Source organism: Stenotrophomonas sp. Steno-C18, assembly GCF_056393195.1.
The window spans coordinates 98,751-121,170 of sequence record NZ_JBWJOX010000002.1 but is presented as its reverse complement, the minus strand read 5'-3'; the positions used below and the strand labels follow the sequence as shown (position 1 = coordinate 121,170).

Genomic DNA, 22,420 nt, shown 5'->3' with positions numbered 1-22,420 from the left:
TTGCGGTGGCGTCTTACTCTTCTTCGCTGGGGGCCTGCATCTGCAGGGTGATGCGGTGCTTCTTGGCGTAGGCCTCCTGCATCACGTCCAGTTCGTCGGTGAGCGTGTCGAACTTGCCGGCGGCGCTGTCGACCGCGTCCAGCAGCGGCTGTGCCTGTTCGTTGCTGAAGTCATCCGGCAGTGCGGTCAGCTTGAGCATGGCGTCGAACCATTCCACCGCCGAGTCCAGCGAAGCCATGGTCTTGGCGTGCAGTTCCTGTGCATCTTCCGGCACCGGCTGCTGCTGCATCGACTCGCGCAGGGTCACCGTCTCGGCGCGCGCGGTATCCAGCACCGGCTTCATCTCGACCAGGCCCTTGCGCTCCTCCAGCTTGGCGTTCAACTGCTCGGCCTTGCTGCCGTCGCTCCACTGGTTGAACTTGGCGATCAGGCTGTTCCAGACGCTCAGGTTGCGCTCCATGTAGTCGGAGGCGGAGGGGCCCATCAGCTGGCTGCAACCGGCCAGCAGGGCAAGCAACAGCAACGGGGTCAGGAATTTGATTTTCTTCATCGTGGATCTCCTTGTTGTAATGGTGTCAATCGGCCTGCATCCGGCGCAATTCATGGCGGGCCTGGGCCGCGGCGAAAAAATCACCAATGCGTTTGGCGAGTTTTTCGCAGTTCATGCCGCGGGCACCGGCGTGCAGGGTCAATCGGGTTTCGTACAGTCCGCTCTTGCGGTCGCGCGTGCTGCCGCCGAACAGTACCAGCAAGCCGAGCTTGGGTGGAGTGAAACCTTCGCTGTGCAGCAGCGTCACCGAGGTGTGCGTGCTGAAGCCGTTGTACGAATGCTCGACCACGCCGTAGTCGACGATGGTGTCCCAGGGCAGCAGCTGCTGCTTCACCCGGATGCCCTCCTCGGTGAGCGTGAAACGCGCCGCGCGCGGGGCAAGCAGGGCCCACAGGCTGGCCAGCACCAGCACCACGCCGACCGCGATGGCGATCATGGCGCTGGTGCCTGACATCGCGCTGGAGGTGGACGCGCCATAGGCCACGATGCCACCGGCGAAGCCGAACAACAGCGGCAGCATGATCGCGTGCGGCTTGATCTCGGCCCGGCCCCGCCCGGCGGCCTCGATCCTGCGCAGCTCGGTGAGGGTGCTCTCGCGTTCGCGTTGGGAGATGTCGCCGTATTCCTTTTCCAGCGACGAAGCGATGTCGATCATGGTGTCTCCATTGGCGTGGGGGTGCTGGCCTCCAGGCCCAGTTCCGCGAGCAGGCTGCTCTGGCGGCGGTCGCGGGTGCGGACCAGCAGTTCGGGGGTGATCGCAACGCCCAGTGCATCCAGGCGTTGCTTGAGCGTGGGATGGGTGTCCAGCGGATGCGACTGCTGGTCGTCCAGGTGGTTGCGTGGGTCGCCCAGGCCGTGTTCGGCCACTTGCCGCCGTACCCGGGACAGCACGCCTTCACGCAGGTGCGGGGGAGCCTGCTGGTTGTGTGCCAGCGCTTCGTCGATGAACTCCTGCAGCACCGCGCTGCGCAGCAGGGCCAGCGCAGCCGGCGCGGTGCCGGCGATTCGGCTGCTGAACGCATCGGCCGCCAGTTCACGCTCGCGGCTCCAGTGATGCACTGCTTCGTCGAAGCTGTGCAGGAACCACTTGCCGTACAGGCTGGCCGGCGCGGTGATCCACGCGCGCCAACCGTCATCGTCGGCGGCGTGCTCGTTGGTCACGGCCAGGATGCTGTTGAGCAAGGAACGGTAGATCGGGCTGAACTGCAGGCCGTAGCGGGTGTCCTCGCCGGTGAAGTGGCCCAGCTCGTGCGCCACCACGGCCGAGACCTCGGGGCGTTCCATGAAGCTCATGTACGGCAGCGGCAGGTACAGCACGCGGCCCTCGGGCACGCGCTGGCCATTGGCCAGCTGCACCGCGTGCTCGGTGACGAAGAAGCCTTCGTTCAGGCCCACCACCACGGTGTCCGGCACGCGTGCCTCGGTACGCCGGGCGATGTCCTGCACGAACGACCACAGCTGTGGTGCCTGTGCCGGCGACAGCGTCTGGCCGATGATCTGGATCGGCTCGGCGTCCTGGCGGCGCAGGGTCACGCGCAGCGTGTCCCAGATGATCCGCGCGCCATACCAGAGCAGGGCCAGCACGATCAGGCCGGCGAACATCACCATCTTCATCGCGTTGCCGGAGACGTAGTGCTGGTCGATGGCGCGGCCGATCTCGAACAGCAGCACGCCGATCAGGCCGCCGAACACCAACAGGGTCTGCGCCACCATGAACGCCGGCAGCCAGCGCCTGCCGCGGTTGAACGCCTCCACCAGCGCATCGCGCGAGAGCAGGGCATGCGAGGCGGCGCGGCGCATGCCGAGCAGGGCCAGGCAGAACGCGGCGATGGCGGTCATGCCCAGCAGCAACGTGACCAGCGCCAGCGGTCCCAGGTACGGCCCGGCGTCGTGGCCGCTGGCCACGTCCAGCCGCCAGTGCGCGGCGCGGTACCACTGCCACGCCGCGACCAGCACGATCGCCAACGGCACGCCGAGCCCGACCCAGAAGGCGGTCGGGCGGGTCGAGGGCGTACGCAGCGTGCTCATGCCGCGCTTCCCCGTTTGGCCTGCAGCGTGCGCCAGGCGTCACGCAGCGCGAAGGCATAGACCATGTTCAGCAGGTAGCGGCAGCTGAGGGTGAGGACGAAGCCGAGCAGCAGGCCGGGCGGGCAGCCCCCGTCATCGGACGCGGCGATGTGCAGCCGCAGCTCGTGCATGGACATCACCATGCCGACGCAGACCGCCACCAGCGCCAGGCAGGCCAGCCAGAAGCCGGCGGCACGGTGCCGCATCAACAGCAGGTTGCCGCTGATGCCGAATACCGCGATGGCCGACTGCACGACGGTCTGGCCAATGGCCAGCGCCGGCGGATAGTCGCCGACGTCGCCGCGGCTGAGGTGGTAGGTGGCCACCAGCGCCAGAATGCCGGTCAGCGTGCACAGGGTCAGGTCCACGCCCAGCCAGATCTGGACGAAGCGCGGGTAGGCGGGCGTGGCCACCGCGGCGGCGGGTCCGGCCGGGGCGGTGGAGGCCAGGGAAGGGGTCATCGGCGGGTTCTCGCAGGCCGGCTCAGAACGGCCGGACCGGCAGCCAGCCCTTGTCGCCCAGCACCTTGAAGGAATAGAAGTCGCGCGGGGCCATGATCCCGAAGGCCACGCCGCCCAGGTAGCGGGCGCCACCGGCCAGGGTTTCGCCGCCGATCAGGTACAGCACCGTCACCAACACGGTCAGGCCCACGAAGGTCATCAGTGCCAGCACCAGGCCCTTCTTCCACATGCCCTTGACCAGGTAGTAGAAGAAGCCGAATACGAAGGCCAGCAGGAAGGCCGACATCGGCGGGGCCATCTCCTTGGCCGCGGCCAGGCGCTCCGGTCCCTTGGGGATGGCCTTGAACAGCTGGCCTTCCAGCCCGCCGTACTTCTGCAGGCCCTTGAAGTACTGCTTCCAGCGGTCAGACACGTCCAGCGTGTCGATCTGGGTGCCGGTGGGGGTGCTGACCGGGGTGGCGGTCGCGGCGTAGGGATTCTGTTCCATGGGGCTCTCCGGTTCGGGGGTCTCGGGTGGCCGCCGTGTGCGGCCGTACCAGGACAATCACCAAAGCGGGCGCGATTGCGTCATTTATTTGGGCAATCAATTGCCGGCCGGCCCTTGAAAGCCTCCGGGCGGGCCCCATCTCCCGAGCAAGCCCGTTGGACGGGCGTTTTTACGCGTGGCACCGGCACCCTCTGGTCGGGGGTGGTGGCGTCGCCGGATCTTCAGGCCAATCAAATACTTAAGAGGTTCTTCATGAGCATCAAGCCGCTTCACGACCGCGTTGTGGTCAAGCCGATCGAAGCCGACGAAATCTCCGCCGGCGGCATCCTGATCCCGGATTCGGCCAAGGAAAAGTCCACCAAGGGCGAAGTCGTGGCCGTCGGCCCGGGCAAGCCGCTGGACAATGGCTCGGTGCGCGCCCCGTCGCTGAAGGTCGGTGACAAGGTCATCTACGGCCAGTACGCCGGTTCGACCTACAAGGCCGAAGGCGTCGAGTACAAGGTGCTGCGCGAAGACGACGTGCTCGCCGTCATCGGCTGAGCCGCGCTCCCCCTGCTTTCGAAACAGACCCCTTTCCCGATAAAAGCGGCCGAGCATGGCTCGGCTCTACTCAGAGGTAATCGCAATGGCTGCTAAGGATATTCGTTTCGGTGAAGACGCCCGTTCGCGCATGGTGCGCGGCGTCAACGTTCTCGCCAATGCCGTCAAGGCCACCCTCGGCCCGAAGGGCCGCAACGTCGTGCTCGAGAAGAGCTTCGGCGCCCCGACCATCACCAAGGACGGCGTGTCCGTGGCCAAGGAAATCGAACTGGCTGACAAGTTCGAGAACATGGGCGCGCAGATGGTGAAGGAAGTCGCCTCGCGCACCAACGACGACGCCGGCGACGGCACCACCACCGCCACCGTGCTGGCCCAGGCCCTGATCCGCGAAGGCGCCAAGGCCGTTGCCGCCGGCATGAACCCGATGGACCTCAAGCGCGGTATCGACAAGGCCGTGGTTGCCGCCGTCGCCGAGCTGAAGAACATCTCCAAGCCCACCGCTGACGACAAGGCCATCGCCCAGGTCGGCACCATCTCGGCCAACTCGGACGAGTCGATCGGCAACATCATCGCCGAAGCGATGAAGAAGGTCGGCAAGGAAGGCGTGATCACCGTCGAGGAAGGCTCGGGCCTGGAGAACGAGCTGGACGTCGTGGAAGGCATGCAGTTCGACCGCGGCTACCTGTCCCCGTACTTCATCAACAACCAGCAGGCCCAGACCGCCGACCTGGACGACCCGTTCATCCTGCTGCACGACAAGAAGATCTCCAACGTGCGTGACCTGCTGCCGGTGCTGGAAGGCGTCGCCAAGGCAGGCAAGCCGCTGCTGATCATCGCCGAGGACATCGAAGGCGAGGCGCTGGCCACCCTGGTGGTCAACACCATCCGTGGCATCGTCAAGGTCGTGGCCGTCAAGGCACCGGGCTTCGGCGACCGTCGCAAGGCGATGCTGGAAGACATGGCCGTGCTGACCGGCGGCACCGTGATCTCCGAGGAAGTGGGCCTGTCGCTGGAAAAGGCCACCATCAAGGACCTGGGCCGCGCCAAGAAGGTGCAGGTCTCCAAGGAGAACACCACCATCATCGACGGCGCCGGCGATACCGCTGCCATCGAGTCGCGCGTCAAGCAGATCAAGACCCAGATCGAGGACACCTCCTCGGACTACGACCGCGAGAAGCTGCAGGAACGCGTGGCCAAGCTGGCCGGCGGCGTTGCCGTGATCAAGGTCGGCGCTTCGACCGAAATCGAAATGAAGGAAAAGAAGGACCGCGTCGACGACGCCCTGCACGCTACCCGTGCAGCCGTTGAGGAAGGCGTGGTCCCGGGCGGCGGCGTCGCGCTGGTGCGCGCTGTCACCGCGCTGGCGGGCCTGAAGGGCAACAACGAAGACCAGAACCACGGCATCCAGATCGCCCTGCGCGCGATGGAAGCCCCGCTGCGCGAAATCGTTGCCAACGCCGGCGAAGAGCCGTCGGTCATCGTCAACAAGGTCAAGGAAGGCACCGGCAGCTTCGGTTACAACGCTGCTTCGGGCGAGTTCGGCGACATGCTGGAATTCGGCATCCTGGACCCGACCAAGGTGACCCGTTCGGCCCTGCAGAACGCCGCTTCGATCGCTGGCCTGATGATCACCACCGAAGCGATGGTGGCCGAGGCGCCGAAGAAGGACGAGCCGGCCATGGGCGCCGGTGGCATGGGCGGCATGGGTGGCATGGGCGGCATGGACTTCTAAGTCCGCCGCAGCCTCACCGCTGCTGGTAACACACAGAACCCCGCCGCAAGGCGGGGTTCTGCTTTTGTGCAGGTGGCGTGGCGGCCTGCGCCGCGGCAGCCTTCCGGCGCAGGGCGGACGGGCTGGGCGCAGCGCACCCGGATGCCGGGGGAGCCCGCCGGCGGTGGGCAGGGCGGGCCTGGGGGCATGCGCCGCTACCTGCTGCGTGCACCGCCATGGGCAGCACCCGGATGCGCTGCGCTCAGCCCGTGCCGTCCGGCCTCATGTCCCGCTCCAGTGCGGCGGTCGTCGCTCCAGGAAGGCGCGCGGGCCCTCCAGGTAGTCGCGGCTGCCGGCGACCGCGCGGATCGCGCTGGCGCTCATCTCGCGCAGCACGCGGTCGTCATGGTCGAACGCGGCACGGGCCACCGCCAGGCTTTCGCAGACGGCCAGTGGCGCGTTGGCGCTGATGCGCTCGGCCAGCGCGATGGCCGTGGCCAGCAGCTCCGGCCCGGGCACCACCTGGTTGACCAGGCCGATCGCCTGCGCACGTGCGGCCGGCAGCTGCTCGCCGGTGAGGATCAGCTCGATGGCCAGTGCACGCGGTATCGCGCGGGTCAGGCGGTACAGGCCGCCGGCGGCAGCGACCAGCCCGCGCCGGACTTCGGGCAGGCCGAAGGCGGCATGCCCGGCGGCGACGATCAGGTCGCAGGCCAGCGCGATCTCGGTGCCGCCCGCCAGCGCCAGGCCATTGACCGCGGCGATCCAGGGCTTGCGTCGGGGCTGGTGCACGAAACCGGCGAAGCCGCCGCGCGTCGTGCTCAGCGCGGCGGCCTCGCCATTGGCGATGGCCTTCAGGTCGGCGCCGGCACAGAACGCCTGATCGCCGGCACCGGTGAGGATCACGCAACGTACCTCGCTGTCGGCATCGGTCAGCTGTACTGCCTGCTCCAGGTTGAGCGCGGTGATGGCGTCAATGGCATTGCGCACCTGTGGCCGCTGCAGCGTGACCAGGGCGACGTGGGCGCCGACGAGCCGCACGCTGACCGTGCGGCCCAGCTGGATGATGGCTTCATTGTTCATCGGGACAGGCTCCATCGGGAATGACCGCGCGAGGTCGGCTGCAGGAGGCCGCGCCTGCCGATCGGCGCGACCTCGCTGCGGGTCAGCACCGCCAGCGTCCAGGCATCGTCGGCGGCCACTTCGGCCAGCGTGCGGGTGCCGCTGGGCGTGCGCAGGATGGCCACGCCGTGCGCGACGGAACCATCGCGGCGATGGATGACCGTGAAGGCTTCCAGCTGGCCTTCGCCGGCCGGGCTGACTTCCAGCGGCGGCACTTCGCCGCGCCGGCTGTCCGCGATGGACTGCACGCTGCTGAAGGCCAGGTCCGGATGGCCGGGGTAGGGACGCCGGGCCAGCAGCAGTGCATGGTGCTTGGTGACGAATTCCCCCTGGCCATAGAGCAACCCGGGAAAGAACGAACGCGAAGCGCGCAGGCGCCGCACCATCGCGCAGGTGGCATGGGTCATGTAGTTGCTCAGCGGTGCGCCGAAGAAGGTCAACCCGCCGGTGACGGTGGGCTCGAAGCGCGCCGGCAACCCGAGCGCGCGGCGCGCCATCTTGGGGACGCAGGGAAAGCAGCTGTACAGCTCCATCGCTTCGAACACGCCGCCGGCAAGGTGGCGTGCGCTTTCCAGCACCGTGCTCTGGGCGTGGCTTTCCCAGTAGTGGTCGCGTGCCAGGAAGTCGCCGGGCTCGTTGGCATGCACGCCGCCCCAGATGTGCACGAGGCGTTCTTCGGGCAGGCCGGCGCGGCGCGCGAGCGCCAGGCTGGTCACCAGCACGGCCGCACCCTGGTTGACCTGCGGATTGGCGGTCATGCGCTTGGTGTACGGCCAGGCGATCCAGCGGTTCTGTTCCGATGGCGTGGTGACGTCGGCCGGGCTGTACGGCTCGCGCAGCCACGCGCAGGGATTGCCGGCGGCATGCCGCGCGTAGAGGCTCCACAACTCGCCGCTCTCGCGCTGCGCCGCGGACGGGGTCTGTCCCCAGTGGGCCGTGCTGGCCGTTTCATAGAATGGATAGACCGTGGCGGGCCGGTCGCAGCCGAGCGCGGCGGCCAGCGGATGCACCAGCGTGTGACCGCGCAGCGGCGCCGGTCCATCCTCGGCCCAGTGCGTCCAAGGCAGCGTGATTCCCTGCGCGGCGGCCTTGCCGACGGTGGACTGGGATTCGGCGCCACAGATCAGCGCGACCCGGCTCTGGCCATCGATGATGCGTTCGGCAGCCTCCTGGATCAGCCGCAACGGGCTCTCGCCGCCCACCGTTCCATACGCGCGATGTGCCGGTTCAATGCCCAGGCATTCGGCCAACAGGCCCGGCGCATCGCGGTAGCGCCAACTGGACAGGTTGACAACGTCCAGTGAATCGACCTGCTGCAGCAGCGGTGCACGTGCATCGTCCTCGGCCACGCGCGCGGCACGCAGCATCAGGTCGACCGGCTCCAGCCCGTCGCGTGGATCGGCCGGGCGGTCCAGCCATTCGCCGATGCCAACGATCACCGGCTGGGTGGCAGGGCTGCTCACTGGGCCGGCTCCGCTGGGGTATTCCAGACCACCAGGCCGTCCAGTGCCTCGACCCGCCCGCCGCTGGCCAACAGCGGATTGACCTCCAGGGAGGCCAGGTCCGGCCCCAGGGCGAGGGCGGCATCCCCGATGCGCGCGATCACTTCGGCCAGCCAGCGACGGTCCACGACCGGCCCGCCGCGATACCCATCCAGCAGCGCCGAGCAGCGCAGCTCGCCCAGCATCGCCAGCACATCCTCGGCGCTGACCGGCAACAGACGCAGGCTGCTGTCCTTGAACAGTTCGACCCAGACCCCGCCCAGGCCGACTGCCAGTGCCGGCCCCCACTGTGGGTCGCGCACCACGCCCACCAGCAGCTCGATGCCATGGCGGCGCATCGGCGAAACGAGCACGCCATCGATGCGTGCATCGGGCCGCGCGGACGCAACCGCATGGCGCAGCTGCTGGTACGCATCGGCGGCTTCTTCGACGGCCACGTCCAGGCGCACGCCGCCGACGTCGCTCTTGTGGGCGATGTCGGGCGAAGCGATCTTCAGCACCACCGGGCTGTTGAAGCTGGCGGCATGGCCCTGCGCCTGCACCGGGTCGCTCGCCATCCGCGCCGGCACCACCGGCACGCCCTGGGTCACCAGGAAATCCAGCGTCTCCCGCTCCGACCGCGGGCGTTGCACGTCTTCGCCGGCCGGCAACGCGGTGCGGGATGGCTGCGGGGAAAGAGGATGTTGTCGTGCCCACCACTGGGCTTGGGCGATGGCGGCCACGCCGCGGTCCAGGCCCACGCCCAGATAGACCAGGCCATGGTGCTCGGCCAGCATCCGGCTGAAATCCGGCACCGGTCGCGGTGCGATGCTGAGCAGCACGCCGGGCGTGCTGGCGGCGGAGAACGCCTGCCCCACCTGCTGGATCACCTGCTGGCTGTAGCCATGGCGGGGCTCGGTGGGCAGGTCGTACAGGCAGGCGATCAGGCCGATCTCGGGGTCCTGGTCGAGCACCTTGATACTGCGCGCGAACAGCGCCGGGTCGAGGATGGCCGCGCCGGTGAGGTCCAGCGGGTTGTGCGGTGTGCTGAAGGACGGCATCACCTCGCGCAGCGCGTCACGACTGCGCACGGACAACTCGGGCAGTGCCAGGCCGCTGGCTTCGGCGCGGTCGGCGGCGATCTCGCAGATGCCACCGGAAATGGCGATGGCGGCGACGTTGCCACCACCGCGCGGTCGCAGGCGCGACAGCAATGCGGCGGTGGCCACCAGGTCATCGATCGAACGTACGCGGATGATGCCCAGCTGCCGGCAGGCGGCGTCGAACACCCGGTCATCGCCGACCAGCGAGCCGGTATGCGCCTGCGCGGCTTTCGCGGTGACCGGGCTGGTGCCGATCTTCAACGCCACCACCGGCTTGCCGGCGGCCAACGCACGCCGCGCGGCGGCTGCCAGCGTCACGGTGTCGCGCGTGGTTTCCAGGAACAGGCAGATGACCCGGGTGGCTTCGTCATCGACCAGGTAGTCGACCAGGCGTGCCACGCTGAGGCCGGCTTCATTGCCGGTGGAGACGATGTAGCTCAGTCCCACGCCCTGGCGCCCGGCATGGTCGGCGATGTAGCTGGCGGTGGCACCGCTTTGCGAGATCAACGCGACATTGCCGGTCAGGCGGGTAGGCAGGCCGATCGTCCACAAGGGGATGCGGTCGATGTAATTGATCAGCCCCAGGCAGTTCGGCCCGAGCAGGTTGACCTGATGCTGCCGTGCCAGGCCCGCCAGCGCGGCCTGGCGGCGTGCACCCTCATCGCCGGTCTCGGCAAAGCCGGAGGTCAGGATCACCGCATTGCCGATGCCCGCCTCGTGCAGGTCGGCGAAGGCATCCTCGATGGCATGCGAGGGCACCATCAGCAGTGCCGCGTCCACCGGTTCGCCGATCGCCCGGCAGGAGGCGGCGGCACGCAGTCCGTGGATATGGCCGCCGCGCGGGTTGACCACGTGTACCTGGCCTGCGTAGCCGAGTTCGCCGAGGTTGGCGAATGCCCCGTTGGACCAGCGGGAGCGTTCGGTGGCGCCGACCAGCGCGATGGCGCGGGGGCGCAGCAGCCCATCGAGCGAGGCAGGCGCATCGGCGTGTGCATTCAATCGTGCATTCATGGGGGAGTTCTCGTGCAATCGGGCGCCGCCGGCACGCGACGGTTGTTGCCCGCGCGGGAACGGACGCGCGTGCCACGTGCGGTAGCGGATGAGGTCAGGGCACCTGAGGGGGCGCACGCCATGCGCCGGCTTGAAGCTGTTCACGCGCCTGGGCGGCATGCGCCCGGCCCGTTGTTCGGACGTGTCCGTGCAGGACGTGAACAGGTTCAAGAAGACGCGGCATGCAATGCACTATCGGAAACGGCGGGGGACGCGTCCAATACGAAAAGCATGGCCATCCAGACGTGTTTGCTCTTGCCCGCGGCGCTCAGCCGGCATCGGCGATGCCCTCGAACGCCGATGCCATGCGCCAGCACAGTTCCGTGGCCGGATGGGGAGTGCCGCGGCGGCGCGCCAGCCGCAGCAGCACCGGGCGCTGGTCGATCATCGGCCGTGCGCAGAGCTGTTCCTGTAACTGCGCGGGGGGACGGCGGATGAAGTTCAGGCCCAGCGCCCGGTTGGCCAGGATGTGCTCCAGCCACAGGTCGCTCATCATTTCGTGGTCCACGCGCAACACCGCGCCGGCGCGTTTGGGACCGTTGAACAACTGGTCGTACAGCGGTGGGTTCAGGGCACGCTCGAAGACCAGCACCGTCCTGCCATGCAGGTCGCGGTCGCTGACCACGTCGAGCTGTGCCAGTGGGTCGTCCCGGCGGCACAGCAGTTCGCAGCTGGACTGGGCCACGACCCGGTACTCCAGTGCCGGATCGATCACCTCGCCAACGACGAACGCCATGTCCAGCTTCTCGTCGGCCACCTTCTCGACCAGCTCCGGGCTCCAGCCGACCACGGTCTCGATGCGCAGCCGTGGATGGATCTGCGCGAAACGTTCCAGCAGCACCACGCGTTCGGCGAACAGGTGCGAATACGGTGGCAGCCCGATCCGCAGCAACGGCCACTCCTGCTGCCGGCGCAGCAGCAGCGCGCCGGCGTTGAACGCATCCAGTGCCTGCATCACCGCCCGTGCCGGCGCGAGCAGCGCGGCCCCCTGTTCGCTCAGCGCGACGCGCCGGCTGTCGCGGATGAACAGCTCGAAGCCCAATTGTCGTTCGAGCTTGCGGATCTGCGCGGACAGCCATGGCTGGGCAACGTGCAGGGCGTCGGCCGCGCGGGTGAAGGACAGCGCGTCGGCCACGGCGACGAACATCTGGAGCAACCGGGATTCGGTACGCATGCGCGTGGCGGAGTGGCGATGGGGCAGTCCAGTATGGGGAGTCGCCCGGCAGCTGTAATGCGCGGCATCGCCAACCACGCGTGGCCCGCATTCCTGCGTGGTTTCCACCGTTCTGTTTCGGGACAACGGGGTTACAGTCGCCATTGTTCCGTCAGGAAACAACGCCACACCAACGGCCTTGCCACGGTGTACTGCGGCAACAGCCGGACGCCAACGACCGTGGTTCGCTCCAACGATGAACGCACGGCATCGCCTGGATCAGGTTGCTACGCGCGAACGCACGTCCAGGCAGGAATCAGGCCGGCATCGACCGCCAGAGCCATGCCCCCAGCGCCGTCAGCGATGCGATCCAGACGACCACGATGATGGCGGCCATGGCGCGGCTGACCGGCCGTGTCGCCGCGGCCGCAGCCCGCTGCCGGGCGTCATCGAGTACTTCTGCCGGCACCCGGCGCAGCACCAGCAGCAGACCGAGCGGCACGATCACCAGGTCGTCGAGATAGCCCAGGAGCGGGATGACGTCCGGGATGAGATCGATGGGGCTCAGCGCGTACGCCGCGATCCCGAGGGCGAGCAGGCGCAGCGGCCATGGCGTGCGCGGGTCGCGCGCCACGAAGTAGACGACCAGCGTCTGTCGCTTCAGCTCCCTGGCCCATTGGCGCAGACCTGCCATGTGTGTTCGATGCCGTCGTCAGCGACGGGCCCACTGCACGATCTGGCTGGCCGACATCGCGCCGGACTGGCGCGCGATCTCGCGCCCGCCCTGCAGCAGCACCATGGTCGGGATGCTGCGGATGGCAAAGCGCGCGGCCAGCGCCGGCTGCGCCTCGGTGTCGACCTTGGCCAGCCGCATGTGTGGTTCCAGCTGCGCGGCAGCCTTGGCGAACTCCGGTGCCATCTGCCGGCAGGGGCCACACCATGCCGCCCAGAAGTCGATCAGCAGCGGAATCTGCGAGCGCTGCGCATGTGCCTGGAAGGCTGCCTCATCCAGGGCGATCGGCACGGCGGTGAACAGGGCCTGGTGGCAGCGGCCGCACGCAGGCGACTGCGCCAGCCGCGTGCCCGGCACGCGGTTGATGGCATTGCAGTGCGGGCAGGCGATCTGCAGCAGGTCGGGGCTCGGGGTGCTCATCGGCATGTGGGACAGGAGTGGACTGCGCTGCAGTATGTGGCCGCCGGGGTGAAGCGCGGCGACCGGGGCCGGCCCACGACGGCGCTGGATGAACGAAACCACCGCCGCGTCCGTTGCGGCTGTAACTGTCGCATTGCACAAAAAAGCGTGTTATCAATGCATCCCATGAACGCAGCCCGCGCCAGCTTTTACTTTTGGTATTACTTTCCGAAGCCGCTGGCGGAGGAAGGACTGCGCTCACCCTGAAGAAACCTTCAGACGCATTCCCGAAAAGCCGCCAGCGAACCTGGCGGCTTTTTTCATGCCGCCAACGCTGGGGCCACACCCTTCACGATCTGGATTGGAGACCCCCGCAATGCCCCCCCACACCGACGACCTGCGCATCCGCAAACTTGAACCGCTGACCCCGCCGGCCCAGCTGCTGTCGCTGCTGCCCTGCGACGAGGAGGCCTCGCAGACCGTGGCCGATGCCCGCGCCGCGCTGCACCGCATCCTGCACGGCCAGGACGACCGCCTGGCCGTGGTGGTCGGCCCGTGTTCCATCCACGACCCGGTCGCGGCGATGGAGTACGCCCAGCGCCTGCGCCCGCTGCGCGATGCGCTCGGCGGCGAGCTGGAGATCGTCATGCGCGTGTACTTCGAGAAGCCGCGCACCACAGTCGGCTGGAAGGGCCTGATCAACGACCCGGACCTGGACGGCAGCTTCAACATCAACAAGGGCCTGCGCGTGGCGCGCGGCCTGCTGCGCGACATCAACCGCCTCGGCCTGCCGGCGGGCGTGGAGTTCCTGGACGTGATCTCGCCGCAGTACATCGCCGACCTGGTGGCCTGGGGCGCGATCGGCGCGCGCACCACCGAAAGCCAGGTGCACCGCGAGCTGGCCTCCGGGCTGTCGTGCCCGGTGGGCTTCAAGAACGGCACCACCGGTGACGTGAAGATCGCCGCCGACGCGGTCGGCGCAGCCTCGCACCCGCACCACTTCCTGTCGGTGACCAAGGAGGGCGGCACCGCCATCGTGGCCACCCAGGGCAACCCGGACTGCCACGTGATCCTGCGTGGCGGCAAGGCGCCCAACTACGACGCGGCCAGCGTGCAGGCGGCCAGCGAGGTGCTGGGCAAGTCGCAGCTGCCGGCGCGGTTGATGATCGACGCCAGCCACGCAAACAGCAGCAAGAAGCCGGAGAACCAGCCGCGCGTGATCGAGGACATCGCCGGCCAGCTGGAGGGCGGTGAGCAGCGCATCGTCGGGGTGATGATCGAGAGCCACCTGGTGGCCGGCCGCCAGGAGCTGGTCCAGGGCCAGCCGCTGGTCTACGGGCAGAGCATCACCGACGGCTGCATCGACTGGGACAGCACCGTGCAGGTGCTTGAGCGGCTGGCCGAGGCCGTGCGTGGGCGCCGCCAGGCACAGCTGGAAGCGGCCGCCTGACTGGGCCAAGCGTGACAGCCACACTGGCACGCACCGGCCAGTCCAAGTAATTTACGCGGCGGGAGGCGCAACGCCTCCCGCCTGCTGTGGTCTCAGGGGAGAGCGCCTCACGCGGCAGGAAGCCTAGAAATCACCGCTTATGGAGAAGGAAGTGATGCGTATCCGTACGTGCAGTATGGTGCTGGCAATGATGCTGGTGCCGACCGTGGCGATGGCCAAGAGGGAAGTCGTGGATTCGGGCAGTGGCTGCCTGCAGAACCTGGCGGTGAGCGGTGGCTTCACCACCGGCAAGCAGTTCCTGGCCTCCACCGACCACGAAGGCATCAGCTACCCCGAGGCTTTCCGCAAGACCGTGGCCGCGATCGAGGCCGAGGGGCTGGTGGGTGTCTCGCCGAACGAGCAGACCGGCTACATCGCCGCCGAGCAGACGGTGCGCGGTGGCGGTGGCTCCACCGTGCCGCTGCGCACCACCGTGCGCCGCCAGAACGACGGCACCATCCGCGTCGAGGTGCGTTTCAGCATCAAGGGCGGCCAGCTGACCTCCAACAAGGCGGTGGGTGAAGGCCTGTGCAAGATCGCCGACGCGGCGAGCCTGTAACAGCGGGCGGGAGCGCGCGTGGGTAACGGTGCCTGGTTCCTGTACCTGCTGGAATGCCGCGATGGCAGCTACTACGCGGGTATCAGCACCGATGTACAGGCGCGCTTCCAGGCCCATCTGGCCGGCAAGGGCGCGCGTTACACGCGCGCGCACCCGCCGCTGCGGGTACTGGGCATGCGCCCGTACGCCGACCGTGCCGCCGCCTCGCGCGCGGAATGGCAGATCAAGCAGCTCCCCCGCCAGCACAAGCTGGCGTGGCTGGAGCGGGCTGGGGATTGAGGTAGAGTCTGGCTTGCAGCCGCCGTTCCGGGCGGCGCCAACGCCCGGGCAGCCGGGCACCATAGCCACGCATGCGGCTGTCCAGCGGCATGTCGGCATCGTCCTCAAGCGGAGGGTTCGTGATGGCAGGTTGGTACGAGTTGGAGAAGAGCAAGGACGGGCAGTTCTACTTCGTGCTCAAGGCAGGCAACGCCGAGGTGATCCTCACCAGCGAGCGCTACACCACGCGCGCGTCGGCCGAGAACGGCATCGCCTCGGTGCAGAAGAACAGCCCCGATGAAGCGCATTACGAGCGCAAGACCAGCAGCGATGGTCGACACCATTTCAATCTCAAGGCCGCCAACCACCAGGTGATCGGCAGCAGCCAGCTGTACGCATCGCAGGCCGCGCGCGAAGCCGGCATCACCAGCGTCAAGGGCAATGGGCCGAGCACGACGGTGAAGGACAAGACGGCGGGGTAGTTGGGTTTTGCCCTCACCCCAACCCCTCTCCCGCGTGCGGGAGAGGGGCTTTGAAACTGCAGTTGCGCCGATCACTTCAAGCTGTCGTGAACCTGGCCCCTCTCCCGCACGCGGGAGAGGGGTTGGGGTGAGGGCAGCACCGGCCAGCTCAATGCACCTCATCCTGGTAGACGAACTTGGGCATCTCCCAGCGGTAGCGGATGGCCAGCAGGCGCAGTGCGAAACCGCCCAGCAGGCAGCACACGATCGCGGTGTCGTCGGCCACCTGCCAGTGCAGCAACAGCAGGTAGGCCGCACCGGTGAGCAGCGAGATGATCGCGTACAGCTCCTTCTGGAAGATCAGCGGCACCTCGTTGCAGAGGATGTCGCGCAGCACGCCGCCGAACGCGCCGGTGAGCATGCCGGCGATCAGCACGATCTGCGGCGCATGCCCGGCTTCGCGCGCGATGGCGCAGCCGATCAGGGTGAAGGCGATCAGGCCCAGCCCGTCCAGCACCAGGAAGGTGCTGCGGAAATGGTGCATCCAGCGCGCCAGCCAGGTGGCGACCAGCGCCGCGCAGACGGTGAAGCCCAGGTACTCGGGGTGCTTCACCCAGCCCAGCGGGTAGTGGCCAAGCAGGATGTCGCGCAGTGAGCCGCCGCCCAGGGCGGTGACGCAGGCGATCATGACCACGCCGAACAGGTCCATGCGGCGCCGGCCGGCGGCCAGCGCGCCGGTCATGGCTTCGGCGGAAATGGCGATCAGGTAGATGAGGGAAAGCAGCATGCTGTGGGTTCCAGGCAGAGCGGTGGGGCCGGCCACGCGCCTGCCGCCACCCCTGCCTGGGCAAGGATGGGACTGCGTTGACCGGTGCCGCTCCCGCTGTCCCTTGTGCCTGAGAGTTCAGCGGCGATGGCCGCGTGCCCCTTCGGCGGATTGCACGGACGGTGTCCGGCAACCTCTCTCCAGCTCGGCGTATCGGATGCATGGTTGGTGGGATTCCAGCCCACCGGCCTGAGCGATCATGGGAGCCTGCGCCTTCGGCGGGCGCCAGCGTGGCGCCTCTCTCCTGCATCCGGGTGCCAGTGTAACTGCTGCATTGCAGCATGAACTGGCCGGATCTGGCAGTCCGCGCCTGTCGGTGGCACTGCTCCCACATGAAAGCAGCCGGCGGCGGGGCCGTCGGCTGCTTCGGTGCTGCGACTGCATGCCCGCTGCCGCGGGCGTTGCTCAGGCCTTCATGCTGCCCGTGTCGATGTAGCGCTGGTGCCAGGACAGCGCTTCGGGCAGCAGGTGCGGGGTGTGCTTGCCGTAGCTGTCGCGGCAGGCGCGGTCGAAGTAGTCGTTGAGCTGGTCGCGGTAGCCCGGGTGCGCGCAGTTGTCGATCACCTGGCGGGCGCGGGCGCGCGGCGGCAGGCCGCGCAGGTCGGCCAGGCCCTGCTCGGTGACGATGATCGAGACGTCGTGCTCGGTGTGGTCGACGTGGCTGACCATCGGCACGATCGCCGAGATGCTGCCGCCCTTGGCCATCGACGGGCTCAGGAAGGTGGACAGGAAGCCGTTGCGGGTGAAGTCGCCCGAACCGCCGATGCCGTTCATGATGCGGCTGCCCATGACGTGGGTGGAGTTCACGTTGCCGTAGATGTCCACCTCGATCATGCCGTTCATGCCGATGCAGCCCAGCCGGCGCACCAGCTCCGGGTGGTTCGACATTTCCTGCGTGCGCATGATGATGCGGTCGCGGTAGAACCGGATGTTGCGCTTGAACTCCTCGTTCGCCTCCGGGCTCAGCGCGAAGCCGGTGCACGAGGCGTACTCGAGCACGCCGGACTTGAGCAGGTCCAGCATGCCGTCCTGGATCACCTCGGTGAACGCACTGAGCCCGCGCAGGCCACTGTCGGCAAGGCCGGCGAGCACGGCGTTGGGGATGTTGCCCACGCCCGACTGCAGCGGCAGCAGGTTGTGCGGCAGGCGGCCCTTGGCCACTTCGTGCTTGAGGAACTCGATCAGGTGGCCGGCGATCAGGCGGCTGTCCTCGTCGATCGGCTTGAACGGGCTGTTGCGGTCCGGGCCATTGGTGCGCACCACCGCCACGATCTTGTCCGGGTCCACGTCCAGCGTGGTCTGGCCGATGCGGTCGTTGGCGTGGATCAGCGGGATCGGCTTGCGGTGCGGCGGCAGCGCGGTGCCGTAGTAGATGTCGTGCATGCCCTCGATGTCGGCGGGCTGCCACTCGTTGACCTCGATGATCACCTTCTTGGCCAGGTCCAGCCAGGTCTTGTTGTTGCCGACCGAGGTGGACGGCACCAACGCACCATCGGCGCGGATGGCCGAGACCTCGACCACGGCGGTGTCGATCTCGCCGTAGAAACCGAACCACACGTGCTGGGCGACGTGCGAGAGGTGGATGTCGATGTAGTCCAGCTTGCCGTCGTTGATGCGCTTGCGCGCATCGGGGTCGGTCTGGAACGGCATGCGCATGGCGATGCCGTCGGCCTTGGCCAGCGCGCCGTCCAGTTCGGGCGCGGTGGAGGCACCGGTCATCAGCTTGATCTGGAACGGCAGGCCTTGCGCATGCACGTCCTCGATGCGCTTGGCCAGCGCCATCGGCACCGCCTTGGGGTAGCCCGAACCGGTGAAGCCGCTCATGGCGACGGTTTCGCCCGGCTGGATCAGCGCCGCGGCTTGTTCGGCGGAGACGATGCGGTCGCGCAGGCGCGCGTCCAGGATGCGTTCGACAGACATGACGACTACGGGTTGTTGTGGGGACCGTCGATTATCGCCCTTCCCGCGGGGCTGGGGGGTTCTACCTTGGTGGGATGGTTTTTGTGGCCCGCAGGCTCTTGTACCGCCAAGTACTGTTTTGCACTGCAGCGTGCAAGTTGCTTCCGCAGGCCGCACGATCACCCTGCATCCCGACGTGGGGGAGGGAGCAAAGCCCGCTGACAGTTCGCTGTCAGCGGGCTTTTTTAATGGCCGATCGCCGCAGATGGCGACCGCTGGCATGCGCAGATGCCAGAATCGGCGGATGGAAAATTCCCCCGCCGCAGTTCCTGAATACGTTGCCCCGGTGATTGACCGGGCCTTGGCCCGCCTCAAGCTGGCGTTGCCGGACCCGGCGCGCTGGCCGCCGTCGCAGGACGTCGAGGCGGGGCTGCGCCGGCTGGCCATCGCCAGCGACTTCGCCATCGACACGCTGTGCCGGCAGCCGGAGCTGCTGGAGCGGCTGGCCGCCCCCGATCCGGCCCCGGTCCCGTTGCCCGGACTGGACCCGCTGCAGCCCACCGCCTGGCCCACCCAGCTGCGCCGCTACCGCGCGGCGGCCTCCACCCGGTTGATCTGGCGCGACCTGCAGGGGCTGGATGACGTGGACGCCACCCTGGCCGGGGCCACCCGGCTGGCCGAGGACTGCCTGCAGCTGGCGCTGGCCGCGCTGGAGCAGGAATTCGCCAGCCGCCACGGCGTGGTGCGCAGCGCCGACGGCGGCGTGCAGCGGCTGGTGGTGTTCGGGCTGGGCAAGCTCGGCGGCGGTGAGCTGAATTTCTCCTCCGACATCGACCTGGTCTACGCCTACCCGGAAGGCGGCGAGTCCGACGGCGCGCGTCCGCTGGCGGCCGAGGAGTACTTCGCGCGGTTGGGCCAGCGCCTGGCCCGGCTGCTGGATGAAACCACCGCCGAAGGCTTCTGCCACCGCGTCGACCTGCGCCTGCGCCCATTCGGCACCGCCGGGCGGGTGGCCTTGTCGTTCGCCGGCATGGACCAGTACTTCCAGCGCGAGGGCCGCGACTGGGAGCGCTATGCCTGGATCAAGGCGCGCGCCGTGGCCGGTGACATCGCCGCCGGCGAGGCCTGGCTGGAAACGCTGCGGCCGTTCGTCTACCGCCGCTACCTGGATTTCACCGCGCTCGATGGCCTGCGCGAGATGAAGGCGGCCATCACCGCCGAGGTCGCGCGCAAGGACCGCGTGGACGACATCAAGCGCGGCCCCGGTGGCATCCGCGAGATCGAGTTCCTGGCCCAGGCGCTGCAGTTGATCCGCGGCGGCCGCGAGGCGGCGCTGCGCGAGCGGCGCCTGCTGCCGGCACTGCGCGCGCTGATGGATGCCGGGCAGATGGCCGAGCAGGATGGCCAGGACCTGATCAGCGCCTACCGTTTCCTGCGGCGCGTGGAAAACCGCCTGCAGATGCTGCGCGATGCGCAGACCCACAGCCTGCCGACCGACCCGCTGGACCGCGAGCGCATCGCGCTGGGCCTGGACTACGCCAACTGGGAGGCGCTGCTGCGGGCGCTGGATGCGCAACGCCAGCGCGTGGGCACCGAGTTCGGCGCGTTGCTGGCCCCGCGCCAGGGCCAGGCCGCGCCCGATGCGCTGGCCAGCTACTGGCGCGTGCTGCCCGGTGGCGGCAGCGCCGAGGTGCTGGCCGAGGCCGGTTTCGCCGATGCGGCCGGTGCCGACCAGTCGCTGCGTGAGTTCGCCCAGTCGCTGGGCGTGAAGTCGCTGTCGGACAACGCGCGCGCGCGGCTGGACCGGGTGCTGCCGGCGCTGCTGCATGCGGCCACCCGCTCGCCGCAGCCGGACGCCGCGCTGCGGCGCGTGCTCGGGCTGCTGCAGTCGATCCTGCGGCGCACCAGCTACCTGGCACTGCTGGACGAACAGCCCAGCGCGCTGACCCGCCTGGTCAACGTGCTGGCGCGCAGCGCGCTGTTGTCCGAACGGTTGGTGGCGTTCCCGCTGTTGCTGGACGAACTGCTGGACACGCGCGTGGCCGGGCCGATGCCCGGGGCGCAGGAAATGCAGGACGCCTGTTCGGCCGCGCTGGCCATCGACGACCCGGAAGCGGCGCTGCGCGCGCTCAATGAAGTGCGCCTGGCGCTGAGCTTCCGCATGGCGCTGGCCTTCCACGATGGCCGCCAGCGTGCGGTGGACTGCACGTTGCAGTTGGCGCAGCTGGCCGATGCCGTGGTGGTCACCGTGCTGGAGATGGCGCGCGCGGACATGCGCCATGCACACGGTGAGGTGCCGGGCGGGCGCTTCGCGATCATCGGCTACGGCAGCCTGGGCGGCGAGGAGCTGGGCTTCGGCTCGGACCTGGACCTGGTGTTCCTGTATGACCATCCGGCCGAGGCCGAGGAGAGCGATGGCAAGCGACCGCTGGAAAGCGGGCGCTGGTTCGCACGCCTGGCGCAGAAGGTGATGGCGCTGCTGTCGGCGGTGACCGCCGCCGGGCGCCTGTACGACATCGACGTGCGGCTGCGCCCGGACGGTGGCAAGGGTGCGCTGGTGTCTTCGCTGGCCAGCTACACCGAGTACCAGCGCGAGCGTGCCTGGACCTGGGAACACCAGGCGCTGGTACGCGCGCGCGGGGTTGCCGGCACCGGGTCGCTGCTGGCCGATTTCGAGCAGGTGCGCGATGCCACGCTGGGCCGGGCGCGCGACGCGGAAACCCTGTTCGGCGACGTGATGAAGATGCGCGGCCGCATGCGCGCCGAACTGGACCGCAGCGATGCCGGACGGCTGGACCTGAAGCAGGGTGCGGGCGGGCTGGTTGACCTGGAGTTCGTGCTGCAGACCGGGGTGCTGTCGCAGGCCGCGGTGCATCACGCGTTGTGCGGCCCCCGCCAGACCCCACGCCTGATCACCGCCCTGGCCGGCGTCGGTTGGCTGCAGGAAGACACCGCGGCGGCGCTGCACGATGCGCACGCGACGCTGCTGGACGTGGGGCTGGGCTGCACGTTGGACCGGCGCCCGCGCATGGCGGTGCCGACGGCGGAGATCCAGGCCGCCTGTGCGGCGATCACCGCCGCGGCGGTGGGCAAGGGCCTGGTGTTCCCGGGCGGCGCCGGGGAGTGAGGTACGCCGGCGGCGAGGCGCCTGGCGGTTACTGCTTCACCGGTGCCATCTTCCACAGCAGGGCACGGAACGGCGCCAGCAGGCACAGGCCGATGCCGAGCTTGACCAGCCAGTCGCCGACCGCCCAGCTGACCCACGGCAGCTGTGAACCGGCGAAGGCGATCGACCAGAAGATGGCCGTGTCCAGCGTGGCGCTGCAGGTGGTGGCCACCATCGGTGCGCGCCACCAGTTGCCTACGCGCAGGCGGTCGAACACGGTGATGTCCAGCAGCTGCGCGCAGATGAAGGCCAGGCACGAGGCCACCGCGATGCGCGGGGTGGCGATCCAGACCGACAGCACCACCGCCACCGCGAAACCGGCCCAGGCCACGCGGCGCGCGGCCTGCGGGCCGAAGCGGCGGTTGATCAGGTTGCTGACCAGGAACGCGACCGGGTAGCTGAAGGCACCCCAGGTCAACCAGTCATTGATCGGGTACTGCACCAGCACATTCGAGCCCAGCACCACGGCGCCCATCGCCAGCACTGCCAGCAGCAGCGAGGTGGGGGTAAGCGGGGCGAAACGGATGGACGGATGTGGGGACATGGGCACTACGGGCAGCACCGTGAGGCGCCGCATCGACAAGGGAAAGGGGGGCAGCCGCGCCCGGACGGGCAGCAAGGCAGGGGCGCATTGTACCCGCAGGTTGCTGGCCGCCATGTAAAGGCGGCCCAGACCCCGTCGCCAGGGGATGCGCACAAAGCCCCTCTCCCGCTTGCGGGAGAGGGGTTGGGGTGAGGGCAGCTTGAGCAGGGGGCCGCCGGGGGTCAAACCGCACCCCTCCCCAACCCTCCCCTGCGCCTACGACGCAAGGGAGGGGGCCAAAGCGGCTTTTGCCGCAATCTGAAAGACCATGCGGAACTGCCCCCTCCCTTGCGCCGCAGGCGCAGGGGAGGGCTGGGGAGGG

General features: G+C 68.6%; 21 protein-coding genes and 2 riboswitches. Of the genes, 7 read left to right on the top strand and 14 right to left on the bottom strand.

Going from position 1 to position 22,420, the window contains the following annotated elements; genetic code table 11:
- Positions 1-13 precede the first annotated feature (13 nt).
- Genes AC06FE_RS05070 through AC06FE_RS05050 form a run of 5 tightly spaced genes read right to left on the bottom strand, consistent with a single transcriptional unit; the run spans position 14 to position 3,565 of the window.
- On the bottom strand, positions 14-550 hold the full coding sequence (locus AC06FE_RS05070; protein WP_132863390.1) for a hypothetical protein: 537 nt from the start codon (positions 548-550) through the stop codon (positions 14-16).
- A gap of 25 nt (positions 551-575) precedes the next feature.
- On the bottom strand, positions 576-1,205 hold the full coding sequence (locus AC06FE_RS05065) for a hypothetical protein (protein ID WP_192286793.1): 630 nt from the start codon (positions 1,203-1,205) through the stop codon (positions 576-578).
- On the bottom strand, positions 1,202-2,578 hold the full coding sequence (locus tag AC06FE_RS05060; protein ID WP_313252890.1) for a M48 family metallopeptidase: 1,377 nt from the start codon (positions 2,576-2,578) through the stop codon (positions 1,202-1,204). The genes AC06FE_RS05065 and AC06FE_RS05060 overlap by 4 nt, the downstream gene beginning before the upstream one ends.
- Entirely contained in the window at positions 2,575-3,078 is a 504-nt protein-coding gene (locus AC06FE_RS05055) for a hypothetical protein (protein ID WP_192286791.1), read from the bottom strand. Before AC06FE_RS05055 ends, AC06FE_RS05060 begins: the two co-directional genes overlap by 4 nt.
- 22 nt (positions 3,079-3,100) lie before the next feature.
- The gene (locus AC06FE_RS05050) at positions 3,101-3,565 is read right to left on the bottom strand and encodes a DUF2628 domain-containing protein (RefSeq protein WP_132863396.1); all 465 of its coding nucleotides are present in this window, start codon (positions 3,563-3,565) and stop codon (positions 3,101-3,103) included.
- A 252-nt stretch (positions 3,566-3,817) separates the two neighbouring features.
- On the opposite strand from AC06FE_RS05050, the gene AC06FE_RS05045 reads away from it, so the two are divergent.
- Together AC06FE_RS05045 and groL are read left to right on the top strand one after the other, a co-directional pair.
- A complete protein-coding gene (locus tag AC06FE_RS05045) occupies positions 3,818-4,105 on the top strand; it encodes a co-chaperone GroES (protein ID WP_132863397.1) in 288 nt (95 codons plus the stop codon).
- A gap of 85 nt (positions 4,106-4,190) precedes the next feature.
- The gene (groL, locus tag AC06FE_RS05040) at positions 4,191-5,837 is read left to right on the top strand and encodes a chaperonin GroEL (RefSeq protein ID WP_132863399.1); all 1,647 of its coding nucleotides are present in this window, start codon (positions 4,191-4,193) and stop codon (positions 5,835-5,837) included.
- 261 nt (positions 5,838-6,098) lie between these two features.
- On the opposite strand, the gene AC06FE_RS05035 is transcribed toward groL, so the two are convergent.
- The 6 genes from AC06FE_RS05035 to trxC all read right to left on the bottom strand — a co-directional run bounded on the left by AC06FE_RS05035 (position 6,099) and on the right by trxC (position 12,878).
- Positions 6,099-6,899 carry an enoyl-CoA hydratase-related protein gene (locus tag AC06FE_RS05035; RefSeq protein ID WP_478072414.1) on the bottom strand — a complete coding sequence of 267 codons (801 nt, stop codon included), beginning with the start codon at positions 6,897-6,899 and terminating at the stop codon, positions 6,099-6,101.
- Positions 6,896-8,401 (bottom strand): acetyl-CoA acetyltransferase, encoded by a 1,506-nt coding sequence (locus tag AC06FE_RS05030; protein WP_478072413.1) that lies wholly within the window; start codon positions 8,399-8,401, stop codon positions 6,896-6,898. Before AC06FE_RS05030 ends, AC06FE_RS05035 begins: the two co-directional genes overlap by 4 nt.
- Entirely contained in the window at positions 8,398-10,533 is a 2,136-nt protein-coding gene (locus AC06FE_RS05025) for an acetate--CoA ligase family protein (protein ID WP_478072412.1), read from the bottom strand. The genes AC06FE_RS05030 and AC06FE_RS05025 overlap by 4 nt, the downstream gene beginning before the upstream one ends.
- A gap of 307 nt (positions 10,534-10,840) precedes the next feature.
- Entirely contained in the window at positions 10,841-11,746 is a 906-nt protein-coding gene (locus tag AC06FE_RS05020) for a LysR family transcriptional regulator (protein WP_313252884.1), read from the bottom strand.
- A gap of 295 nt (positions 11,747-12,041) precedes the next feature.
- Entirely contained in the window at positions 12,042-12,419 is a 378-nt protein-coding gene (locus AC06FE_RS05015; RefSeq protein WP_313252882.1) for a YkvA family protein, read from the bottom strand.
- A gap of 18 nt (positions 12,420-12,437) precedes the next feature.
- On the bottom strand, positions 12,438-12,878 hold the full coding sequence (trxC, locus tag AC06FE_RS05010) for a thioredoxin TrxC (RefSeq protein ID WP_313252880.1): 441 nt from the start codon (positions 12,876-12,878) through the stop codon (positions 12,438-12,440).
- Positions 12,879-13,233: 355 nt separating this feature from the next.
- On the opposite strand from trxC, the gene AC06FE_RS05005 reads away from it, so the two are divergent.
- The 4 genes from AC06FE_RS05005 to AC06FE_RS04990 all read left to right on the top strand — a co-directional run bounded on the left by AC06FE_RS05005 (position 13,234) and on the right by AC06FE_RS04990 (position 15,645).
- Positions 13,234-14,307 (top strand): 3-deoxy-7-phosphoheptulonate synthase, encoded by a 1,074-nt coding sequence (locus AC06FE_RS05005; protein WP_132863409.1) that lies wholly within the window; start codon positions 13,234-13,236, stop codon positions 14,305-14,307.
- Positions 14,308-14,461: 154 nt separating this feature from the next.
- On the top strand, positions 14,462-14,905 hold the full coding sequence (locus AC06FE_RS05000; RefSeq protein ID WP_192286783.1) for a hypothetical protein: 444 nt from the start codon (positions 14,462-14,464) through the stop codon (positions 14,903-14,905).
- 18 nt (positions 14,906-14,923) lie between these two features.
- On the top strand, positions 14,924-15,184 hold the full coding sequence (locus tag AC06FE_RS04995; protein ID WP_132863412.1) for a GIY-YIG nuclease family protein: 261 nt from the start codon (positions 14,924-14,926) through the stop codon (positions 15,182-15,184).
- Positions 15,185-15,306: 122 nt separating this feature from the next.
- Positions 15,307-15,645 (top strand): YegP family protein, encoded by a 339-nt coding sequence (locus tag AC06FE_RS04990; protein WP_132863414.1) that lies wholly within the window; start codon positions 15,307-15,309, stop codon positions 15,643-15,645.
- Positions 15,646-15,793: 148 nt separating this feature from the next.
- On the opposite strand, the gene AC06FE_RS04985 is transcribed toward AC06FE_RS04990, so the two are convergent.
- Both AC06FE_RS04985 and AC06FE_RS04980 read right to left on the bottom strand, forming a co-directional pair.
- On the bottom strand, positions 15,794-16,411 hold the full coding sequence (locus AC06FE_RS04985) for a trimeric intracellular cation channel family protein (RefSeq protein WP_446540683.1): 618 nt from the start codon (positions 16,409-16,411) through the stop codon (positions 15,794-15,796).
- A gap of 86 nt (positions 16,412-16,497) precedes the next feature.
- Positions 16,498-16,604: riboswitch (glycine riboswitch) on the bottom strand.
- 13 nt (positions 16,605-16,617) lie between these two features.
- Positions 16,618-16,707: riboswitch (glycine riboswitch) on the bottom strand.
- Between the two features lie 148 nt (positions 16,708-16,855).
- A complete protein-coding gene (locus AC06FE_RS04980) occupies positions 16,856-18,370 on the bottom strand; it encodes an acetyl-CoA hydrolase/transferase family protein (RefSeq protein WP_132863417.1) in 1,515 nt (504 codons plus the stop codon).
- A gap of 283 nt (positions 18,371-18,653) precedes the next feature.
- Here AC06FE_RS04980 and glnE point away from each other — a divergent pair, with 283 nt between their 5' ends.
- Positions 18,654-21,476: a bifunctional [glutamate--ammonia ligase]-adenylyl-L-tyrosine phosphorylase/[glutamate--ammonia-ligase] adenylyltransferase gene (gene glnE, locus AC06FE_RS04975; protein WP_478072411.1), complete on the top strand. Its 2,823-nt coding sequence runs from the start codon at positions 18,654-18,656 to the stop codon at positions 21,474-21,476.
- Between the two features lie 28 nt (positions 21,477-21,504).
- On the opposite strand, the gene AC06FE_RS04970 is transcribed toward glnE, so the two are convergent.
- Complete coding sequence (locus AC06FE_RS04970) at positions 21,505-22,059, bottom strand: queuosine precursor transporter (RefSeq protein ID WP_132863419.1); 555 nt, start codon at positions 22,057-22,059, stop codon at positions 21,505-21,507.
- Positions 22,060-22,420 lie beyond the last annotated feature (361 nt).